This is a genomic window from Bradyrhizobium sp. SHOUNA76, from assembly GCF_023006445.1.
Taxonomy (GTDB): Bacteria; Pseudomonadota; Alphaproteobacteria; order Rhizobiales; family Xanthobacteraceae; genus Bradyrhizobium.
The window spans coordinates 1-9,277 of sequence record NZ_JALBHA010000235.1; the positions used below are offsets into that span (position 1 = coordinate 1).

Annotated in this window: 6 protein-coding genes and 1 pseudogene; 4 read left to right on the forward strand and 3 right to left on the reverse strand. The window is 65.2% G+C overall.

Features of this window, described 5'->3' with window-relative positions; translation table 11 throughout:
• Both MOV74_RS22215 and MOV74_RS22220 read left to right on the forward strand, forming a co-directional pair.
• The coding region (locus MOV74_RS22215; protein WP_309486826.1) for a nucleotide-binding domain containing protein at positions 1-560 on the forward strand (560 nt) is incomplete at its 5' end.
• 167 nt (positions 561-727) lie between these two features.
• A complete protein-coding gene (locus MOV74_RS22220; protein WP_246926794.1) occupies positions 728-2,419 on the forward strand; it encodes a methyl-accepting chemotaxis protein in 1,692 nt (563 codons plus the stop codon).
• On the opposite strand, the gene MOV74_RS22225 is transcribed toward MOV74_RS22220, so the two are convergent.
• Positions 2,385-2,675, reverse strand: coding sequence for a hypothetical protein (locus MOV74_RS22225; RefSeq protein WP_246926796.1), 291 nt, complete (start codon positions 2,673-2,675; stop codon positions 2,385-2,387). The genes MOV74_RS22220 and MOV74_RS22225 overlap by 35 nt on opposite strands.
• 88 nt (positions 2,676-2,763) lie before the next feature.
• On the opposite strand from MOV74_RS22225, the gene MOV74_RS22230 reads away from it, so the two are divergent.
• Both MOV74_RS22230 and MOV74_RS22235 read left to right on the forward strand, forming a co-directional pair.
• Positions 2,764-5,943 carry an efflux RND transporter permease subunit gene (locus MOV74_RS22230; RefSeq protein WP_246926799.1) on the forward strand — a complete coding sequence of 1,060 codons (3,180 nt, stop codon included), beginning with the start codon at positions 2,764-2,766 and terminating at the stop codon, positions 5,941-5,943.
• Positions 5,930-7,126 (forward strand): efflux RND transporter periplasmic adaptor subunit, encoded by a 1,197-nt coding sequence (locus MOV74_RS22235; RefSeq protein WP_246926802.1) that lies wholly within the window; start codon positions 5,930-5,932, stop codon positions 7,124-7,126. Before MOV74_RS22230 ends, MOV74_RS22235 begins: the two co-directional genes overlap by 14 nt.
• 175 nt (positions 7,127-7,301) lie before the next feature.
• Here MOV74_RS22235 and MOV74_RS22240 read toward each other — a convergent pair whose 3' ends face one another.
• Both MOV74_RS22240 and MOV74_RS22245 read right to left on the reverse strand, forming a co-directional pair.
• Positions 7,302-8,816, reverse strand: a complete 1,515-nt coding sequence (locus MOV74_RS22240) for an acetyl-CoA acetyltransferase (protein ID WP_246926805.1) — start codon at positions 8,814-8,816, stop codon at positions 7,302-7,304.
• A 185-nt stretch (positions 8,817-9,001) separates the two neighbouring features.
• A pseudogene (locus tag MOV74_RS22245) lies at positions 9,002-9,277 on the reverse strand (nitronate monooxygenase); the annotation flags it as partial.

A 9,277-nucleotide genomic window follows, 5' to 3' on the forward strand; every position in this document is an offset into this window, starting at 1 on the left:
AGGTCAAATCGGCTGCTGCGAGCAGCACGGCAGGCGCGGCGGTCGGCGGACCGGCGGCCTGCCTTGCCGGAAGCTGCTCGCAGGCGACGCTTCAGCAGATCGCCAATGCCGAACGCGTCATGCCGGTGTTACATCTCGACCCGGAGCAGATTGTCTCAGGCCGGGGCGAGGCGCAGCGCGCGCTCGGCTGGGCCCGGCCGCAGCTGGCGGATGGTCCTGTTCTGATCGCTTCGAGCGCGACACCGGAAGCCGTTGCCGCCGTTCAGGCACGCCATGGCCGCGATGCGGCCGGGCATGCCATCGAGCAGGCTATGGCCGACATCGCCGAAGGCCTGGTGCAGGCCGGCGTCCGGCGCCTGATCGTTGCCGGCGGTGAGACGTCCGGTGCCGTGGTCGACCGGTTGAAGATTCCTGGATTTCTCGTCGGAGTAGAGATCGCCCCGGGTGTCCCGGTCCTGCGCGCGGTCGGTGCGGACGCGGGCGAGATGTTGCTTGCCCTTAAATCGGGCAATTTCGGCGGCGCGGAGTTTTTCACGGACGCGCTTGGCCTCATGCGCTGAGCGCAGGGCATTCTTAGCTGCCCGTTCATTTCTTTCTGGCTTCCGTACTCGTACGGAGTCGTAGTTAACATCTGCTCAGGTGCTCTGGTGTTGGATGTCGGCGCTGCTCCCTTTGGTTGATTCGTAATTCCCGGACGCCCGCCGGCTTCAGTACAAAGAGACCCAATATGCTTGCCACCATTTCCATCCGCGCCAAGATCATCAGTGTCGTGGCGTTCCTGCTGGTCGCGATGGCAGGTATGGGTCTGCTCGCCGTCACGAAAATGCGGTCGATGAATGCCAACTCCGTCGACATCACCACGAGCTGGATGCCGAGCGTCCGGGTGCTGGGCGACCTTCGCGCCAGCGTGATCACCTATCGCAACGTGGTGCGCCAGCACATGCTGTCCGAGACCCTCGAAGACAAGCTGGCAAACGAGAAGACCGCCGGCACCGTGATCGAGGCACTCGCCAAGGCGCGCGCAAAGTACGAGCCGCTGATCACCTCCCCCGAGGAGCGGAAGCTCTACAACGACTGGGCCAAGCTCTGGGACGACTACAAGAAGGGCTCCGACGAGGTCATGGCGCTGTCGCGCAAGGAGGCCGGCAAGGTCCCGCACGACGCGCAGGAGCTGAACACCAAGACCGTCAACAAGATCGGCCTTGCATCGGATGAAGTTCTGACCAAGGACATCGAGCTCAACACCAGGGGCGGTGACCAGGCCGCGCAGGATGCGGCGGACAGCTATTCCTTTGCCTTCATGCTGGTCTCGATCATCCTGGGCGCCGCCATCATCGTCGGTATCGGCATCAGCTTCTATCTCGTTCGCGACGTCTCGAGCGGCATCAACTCGATCATCGAGCCGATGCAGGCGCTCGGCAACGGCGACCTTTCCGCCGAGGTCCCGCATCGCGGAGAGAAGACGGAGATCGGCGCCATGGCCGACGTGCTCCAGATCTTCAAGGAGGCGCTGATCGCCAAGAAGGCCGCGGACGAGGCTGCGGCCGCGGATGCCGAAGCCAAGATCGAGCGCGGTCGCCGCGTCGACAACATCACCCGCGAATTCGAAACCATGATCGGCGAGATCGTCCAGACCGTGTCGTCGGCTTCGACCCAGCTCGAGGCCTCCGCTTCGACGCTGACGTCGACGGCCGACCGCTCCCAGAGGCTGGCGACCACCGTTGCCGGAGCGTCGGAGGAAGCCTCGACCAACGTGCAGTCGGTGGCCTCGGCGACCGAAGAGATGGCCTCGTCGGTCGGCGAGATCAGCCGTCAGGTGCAGGAATCGGCGCGGATGGCGGGCGACGCCGTCGGCCAGGCGCGCGCCACCACCGAACGCGTCAGCGAACTGTCCAAGGCCGCGTCCCGCATCGGCGACGTCGTCGAGCTGATCAACACCATCGCCGGCCAGACCAATCTGCTGGCGTTGAATGCGACCATCGAAGCGGCACGTGCCGGTGAAGCCGGCCGCGGCTTCGCGGTGGTGGCCTCCGAGGTCAAGGCGCTCGCCGAGCAGACCGCGAAGGCGACCGGCGAGATCGGCCAGCAGATCTCCGGCATCCAGGCGGCGACCAACGATTCGGTTGGCGCCATCAAGGAGATCTCCTCGACCATCGAGCGTCTCTCGGAGATATCGTCGGCGATCGCAGCGGCGGTGGAAGAGCAGGGCGCGGCGACGCAAGAGATCGCCCGCAACGTGCAGCAGGCCGCGCAGGGCACGCAGCGGGTCTCCTCCAACATCACCGACGTGCAGCGTGGCGCGACCGAGACCGGCACGGCCTCCTCACAGGTGCTGTCGGCGGCGCAAATGCTGTCGAACGACTCGGGCCGGCTGAAGAGCGAGGTCAGCAAATTCCTGACCAACGTGCGCGCGGCGTAAATCCTTCGCGAACACCATCGTTGCGAGAAAGCGAGCGGCGCCAAAAGCGCCGCTCGCTTTTCTTTTCGTCATCGGTAGCATGATCGCAGGTACTGTCGGCGGCGCAGATGCTGTCGCGCGATTCCAATCGTCTCAAGCTCGAGTCGGCAAGTTCCTGAACTCCGTCCGCGCCGCGTGAGGCTGACGCACGCATGGCTGCGATGTCGATTTCGCAGTGCGGTAGCATGGAAGTGAATGCGGGATAGCCGCGAGCCATTGGCGTTTCCGCCGGTGCTCAGGTAAAGGGAAAAGGGATCCCCGTGGGGACGGATTTCTTCCTTGCTTGACCCGGATTTGCCTGGCGCATGATTGCTCTGGTCCGTATTGCCCTGAGCCGGCCCTATACGTTCGTCGTGCTCGCGCTTCTGCTGCTGATCATCGGACCGCTCGCTGCTCTGCGGACGCCGACTGACATCTTTCCGGACATCCGCATTCCCGTGATCGGCGTGGTCTGGCAGTACACCGGCCTGCCGCCGGACCAGATGTCCGGCCGTATCACGACGCCATTCCAGCGTGCGCTGACGACGACGGTCAATGACATCGAGCACATCACGGCCAATTCCTACAACGGCTTTGGCATCATCAAGATCTTCTTCCAGCCCAACGTCGACATCCGCACCGCCAACGCGCAGGTCACCGCGATCTCGCAGACGTTGATCAAGCAGATGCCGCCGGGCGCGACGCCGCCCTTGATCCTGAACTACTCGGCGTCCACCGTGCCGATCATCCAGGTGGCGCTGTCGGGCGACGGCCTCACCGAGCAGAACCTCGCCGATATCGGCATCAACCAGCTCCGCACGCCGCTGGTCACCGTGCCCGGCGCCGCGATCCCCTATCCGTTCGGCGGCAAGCAACGCCAGGTCCAGATCGATCTCGATCCCACCGCGCTCCAGGCCCGCGGCCTGTCCGGCCAGGACGTCGCCAATGCGCTCGCGGCCCAGAACCTGATCACGCCGGTCGGCACCCAGAAGATCGGCCAGTTCGAATACAACATCCAGCTCAACAATTCGCCGCTGAAAATCGACGAACTCGGCAACCTGCCGATCAAGACCGTCAACGGCGCAATGGTCTATGTGCGCGATGTCGCGACCGTGCGCGACGGCAATCCGCCGCAAACGAACATCGTCCACGTCGACGGCAACCGCTCCGTGCTGATGATGGTGCTGAAGGCGGGCGCGACTTCGACGCTCGATATCATCGCCGGCATCAAGCAGAAGGTCATCGACGTCAAGGACCAGCTCCCCGACGCGCTCAAGATCGGCTTCATCGGCGACCAGTCGGTGTTCGTCCGTGGCGCGATTCAAGGCGTCGCGGTCGAGGGCGTGATCGCGGCGCTGCTCACCAGCGTCATGATCCTGTTGTTCCTCGGCAGCTGGCGCTCCACGATCATCATCGCGGTCTCGATCCCGCTGTCGGTGCTCGGCGCCATCATCATGCTGTCGGCGATCGGCGAGACGCTGAACATCATGACGCTCGGCGGCCTCGCGCTCGCGGTCGGCATCCTCGTCGACGACGCCACCGTGACCATCGAGAACATCAACTACCATCTGGAGCAGGGCAAGCCGGTCGAGCAGTCGATCCTCGACGGCGCCAACCAGATCGTGACGCCGGCCTTCGTGTCGCTGCTGTGTATCTGCATCGTGTTCGTGCCGATGTTCTTCCTCACCGGCGTCGCCCGCTTCCTGTTCGTGCCGATGGCCGAAGCCGTGATGTTCGCGATGATCTGGTCGTTCATCCTGTCGCGCACGCTGGTGCCGACCATGGCGAACTATCTGTTGAAGGCGCATGTCCATCACGAGGGCGGGCCGCCGAGATCACGCAATCCCTTTGTCTGGTTCCAGCGCGGCTTCGAGGCGCGGTTCGAGCGCATCCGCGGCGGCTATCATGACTTCCTCGGGCTCGCGCTGGCGCACCGTGCGGTGTTCGTGATCGGCTTCATCTGTGTCGTCGGCCTGTCCTTCGCGCTGGTGCCGTTCCTCGGTCGCAACTTCTTTCCCGCGGTCGATGCCGGCAACATCCTGATGCATGTCCGCACGCAAGTCGGCACCCGCGTCGAGGAGACCGCCAACCAGCTCGCCGACGTGCAGAAAGCGGTCCGCAAGCTGATCCCGGGCGAGATCGAGACCATGACCGACAATATCGGCATGCCGATCTCCGGTATCAACATGACCTACAACAACACCGGCGTGATCGGTCCGCAGGACGGCGACATCCAGATCAAGCTGAAAGAGGGCCACAAGCCGACCGAGGAGCACGTCAAGGTGCTGCGCGAGCAATTGCCGCGGTTGTTCCCCGGCGTCAGCTTCGCGTTCCTGCCGGCTGACATCGTCAGCCAGATCCTGAACTTCGGGGCGCCGGCGCCGATCGACCTGCAGATCCGCGGCGCCAACCTTGCCGCCAACTTCGCTTACGCCAACAATTTGCTGGCCAAGGTCCGCAGGATCCCCGGCGTTGCCGATGCCCGCATCCAGCAATCGCCGAACGCGCCGACCTTCAACATCGATGTCGATCGCACCCGCGCACAATATGTCGGTCTGACCGAGCGCGACGTCACCAACAGCCTCGTGGTCAATCTCGCCGGCTCCTCACAGGTGGCGCCGACCTATTACCTCAACCCCGACAACGGCGTGTCTTACTCGATCGTGATGCAGACGCCGCAATACCAGATCGACTCGCTCAGCGCGCTGCAGACGCTGCCGATCACCGCGGCCGGCAATGCGCAGTCGCCGATCCTCGGCGGCATTGCCGACATCAAGCGATCGGCCTCGAGCGCGGTGGTCTCGCAATACGACATCCAGTCGATGGTGCAGATCTTTGCGACGACCTCGGGCCGCGATCTCGGCGCGGTCGCCGCGGACATCCGACAGGTAATCGCCGACACCGCCAAGGAAGTGCCGAAGGGCTCCTCCGTCGTGCTGCTCGGCCAGGTGCAGACCATGAACAGCGCTTTCACCGGCCTGTTGTTCGGTCTGCTGGGTGCGGTCGTGCTGATCTATTTCCTGATCGTTGTGAACTTCCAGTCCTGGTCCGATCCGTTCGTGATCATCACCGCCCTGCCGGCCGCGCTCGCCGGCATCGTCTGGATGCTGTTCACGACCGGGACCACGCTGTCGGTCCCGGCGCTGACGGGCGCCATCATGTGCATGGGCGTTGCCACCGCCAACAGCGTGCTCGTGATCTCCTTCGCGCGCGAGCGCTACGAGGCGCTCGGCGATCCCGTCGCCGCGGCACTCGAGGCCGGCTTCGTCCGGTTCCGTCCGGTGCTGATGACCGCGCTTGCCATGATCATCGGCATGGCGCCGATGGCGCTGGGGCTCGGCGAGGGCGGCGAACAGAATGCGCCGCTCGGCCGCGCCGTGATCGGCGGCCTGGTCTTTGCAACCTTCGCCACGCTGATGTTTGTCCCCGTGGTGTTCAGCATGGTACACAAGAAACAAGGCGCCAAAGCCGCCGCCCGATCGGAGACCTCGCATGTCGCCCACTGAACCCCGCTCCCCGGTCTCGCACCGGAAACTGGGCATCTTCGGCGTGGTGGTGCTGATTGCGGCTGGCCTCGTCGTCGGCACCGGCATCCGCGCCCGCGAAGAGCAGGGGACCAGGCTGAAGGAATGGACCGACGATCAGGCCGTTCCCAGCGTCGCGGTGACCCAGCCCAGTGCCAAGGCCCTCAACGCCACCATCGACCTGCCGGGCCGGCTGGAAGCCTATTATCGCGCGCCGATCTTCTCGCGCGTGTCGGGTTATCTCAAGAGCTGGAGCGCCGACATCGGCGCCCGCGTCAAGGCAGGGCAGGTGATCGCCGAGATCGAGGCGCCTGACCTGGACCAGCAATTGCTGCAAGCCCGAGCCGACCTCGCCAGCCAGCAGGCCAGCGCAAGGCTGTCGGAGGCGACTCTGAACCGGCGCAAGACGCTGGTCGCCTCCAATTTCGTCTCCGCGCAGGAGATCGACGAGCGCACTGCGGATCTCTCCAACAAGAACGCTGCCGTCAATTCGGGCAAGGCCAACGTCGAGCGTCTGGAAGCGCTGGCCGGCTACAAGAAGATCACCGCGCCGTTCGACGGCGTCGTCACCGCGCGCGACACCGACGTCGGTGCGCTGATCAATGCCGGCGGCGGCTCGGGCCCGGCGATGTTCGTGGTCTCCGACATCACCAAGCTGCGCGTCTACGTCAACGTGCCCCAGAATTACGTGCCGGCCATCAAGATCGGCGCCAAGGCGACGATCACGCTGCCGGAATACCCGAACCGGACTTTTCAGGCGACCGTGGAGGCTTCCTCGCAGGCCGTCGATGTTGCCTCCGGCACCACGCGCATGCAGCTCGGGCTCGACAATTCGAGTGGCGAGCTGATGCCCGGCGGCTATGCCGGCGTGAAGCTGAATCTCCAGCGCGACTCCGCTCCGCTCAGCATCCCCGCCAGCGCGCTGATCTTCAACAGCAGCGGCCTGCGCGTTGCGACCGTCGGGCCCGACGACAAGGTGTTGTTCAAGCCCGTGACCATCGCCCGCGACCTCGGCCGCGAGATCGAGCTCGCCTCGGGAATTGCAGCGGATGACCGCGTCATCACTGCGCCGCCGGACGGCCTCTCCGACGGCGATGCGGTGCGCGTGGTCGGCGCCAAGGCCAAGCCGGCGACCGCGTCGGAGAAGCAGGCGCCGAAGGGCTAGGGCGTTCTCGTAGTGGTGCCGTAGGGTGGGCAAAGACGCTCTTGCGCCGTGCCCACGAAATTTCTCCACGAAATTTCTCCATCACATGGAGACGGTGGGCACGCTTCGCTTTGCCCACCCTACGAGAGTGATTGCGGAGCGGCACTTCGCGCCACACTGCGTCCGGGACACGAAATCAAGCCACCCGCCACTCCGGCACGCCGTCCGCGGCCACCGCGATCTCGCCGAGCGAGCCGACCGGCGTCCTCTCCATATTCAAGAGATGCGCCAGCGTCGCGCTATCGCTCGCCGGGATCCGCGCCAGCGTGCGCCGGTCATCGTCAGTCCGTAGCATCACCACACCGTGCTCGACGTCGCCGCCACGGCCATAGAGCACCGTGAAGCTCTCGACCTTGCCCTTGCCGTTTGCCTCCGTCACGAACTCCGGCACCGCGCGCTTGTTGCGGTCGGCCTCTGCCTGCACACTGGTCTCCTGCGCCAGCGCTTCGCGCGGCGGCGTCTTCGACACCACCAGCGCGTGATGCTTGGTGACGAAGCCGCCCTGGCCGTAGAGCAGGCCGAGCTTGGCGCCGTCGCGCACACGCCGCACCATCGCGCAGGCCGCATGCGTCATGTAGGTGTTGAGCGGCGCGCCGAAGAAGGTGAGGCCGCCGGTCACGGTCGGCTGCACGTCGGCACCAAGCCCAAGCGTCCGCCGCGCCATCTTGGGCACGCAGGGGAAGCAGCTATAGAGCTCGATCGCGTCGAATCTCTTGCCGTCGCCGCCGGCGAGATCCATCACGGCCTTGAGCACCGCATTCTGCGGATGGCTCTCGTAGAACTGGTCGCGCAAGAGATAGTCGCGCGGTTCTTCCGCCGAGGCGCCGCCGAGCGGATAAACCAGACTGTCCTCCGCGATACCCGCCGCGCGCGCCTTGGCGAGGCTGGTGAGCAGCAGCGCGCCGCCCATGTTGACGCTCGGGTTGGCGACCATGAGCTTGCTGTAGGGCCATGCGATCAAACGATTGTCCGTGGTCGCCGTCGTGATCTCTTCAGGCGTATAGCGCCGCTTCAGCCAGGCATTGGGATTTTGCGCGGCGGCTTCCGAATAACGCGACCACAGCGTGCCGGATTCCGCCATCGCCTCGCGCGGCGTCTGGCCCCAATGCGCGGAGGAGGCGGCCTCGTAGAAGGGATAGACCGTGACGGGCCGGAACACGCCGAGCTTCACCGCCAGCGGTTTCTGGAACGCCGCGCCGCGCTTGGGCTCCTCGACGTCATGGGCGAACGGCGTCCATGGCAGCTTCGCGCCCGCGCGTTCGGCTTTGGTCGCAGTCGACTGCGCCTCGGCGCCGCAGATGGCGGCCACGGTGCATTCGCCGCGGGCGATACGCTTGGCCGCTTCGTGGATGTAGCGGATCGGACTCTCGCCGCCGACAGGGCCGTAATAGCAATGCGCAGGCGTGATGCCGAGCCGCTGCGCCAACAGCTTCTCCGGATCGCGATAACGCCAGCTCAGGAAGTTGACGACGTCGAGCGATTGCACCTCGCCGAGCAGCTTCGCGCCGGCATCTGCTTCCGCGCGCCGCAGCGCCTGCTCGAGCAGGTCGAGCGGCTCGAGGCCGTCGCTGATCTCCTTGGGGCGATCGACGATCTCGCCGACGCCGACGATGACGGGGATGCGGTCTTCGGGGGCACTGGTCTTGGTCATTTCTTCTTGCTTCACGTTTCAGATTTAGGCACGCCGTTGTCCTTCGAGGCCTTCGCTACGCTACGGCACCTCAGGATGACGGCTACGGAGGAAGCGTCATCCTGAGGTGCGAGCCAAGCGACGCCTGCGGCGCTTGGGGAGCCTCGAAGGATGGGCGGCGGGCGGCACTCCGGCTACACACACCATCACTCCGCCACCAGCGCATTCATGTGCTCGACGGCTTCGGCAAAATCTTCCTTGAACTCCTGTACCACGGCGCCGGCCGATTTCACGCTGTCGATGAGGCCGACGCCCTGGCCGACGAAATAGCTGACGAGATCGCGCGCCTTGGCGTTGCCGCTTGCCGCGGCCCGGTCGATCGAGTTGAAGGCATCGCGGCTGATGATGCTCTGCAGCGGCATCGGCAGCGCGCCAGGGCTGTCCGGCGCGCTGTCCCAGGCATCGGTCCAGACCGAGCGGAG

What these genes read in the sequence shown, in the direction of transcription:
- MOV74_RS22220 (WP_246926794.1), top strand. Translation starts at nt 728, where the DNA reads ATGCTTGCCACCATTTCCATCCGCGCCAAGATCATCAGTGTCGTGGCG.
- MOV74_RS22225 (WP_246926796.1), bottom strand. Translation starts at nt 2,675, where the DNA reads ATGGCTCGCGGCTATCCCGCATTCACTTCCATGCTACCGCACTGCGAA.
- MOV74_RS22230 (WP_246926799.1), top strand. Translation starts at nt 2,764, where the DNA reads ATGATTGCTCTGGTCCGTATTGCCCTGAGCCGGCCCTATACGTTCGTC.
- MOV74_RS22235 (WP_246926802.1), top strand. Translation starts at nt 5,930, where the DNA reads ATGTCGCCCACTGAACCCCGCTCCCCGGTCTCGCACCGGAAACTGGGC.
- MOV74_RS22240 (WP_246926805.1), bottom strand. Translation starts at nt 8,816, where the DNA reads ATGACCAAGACCAGTGCCCCCGAAGACCGCATCCCCGTCATCGTCGGC.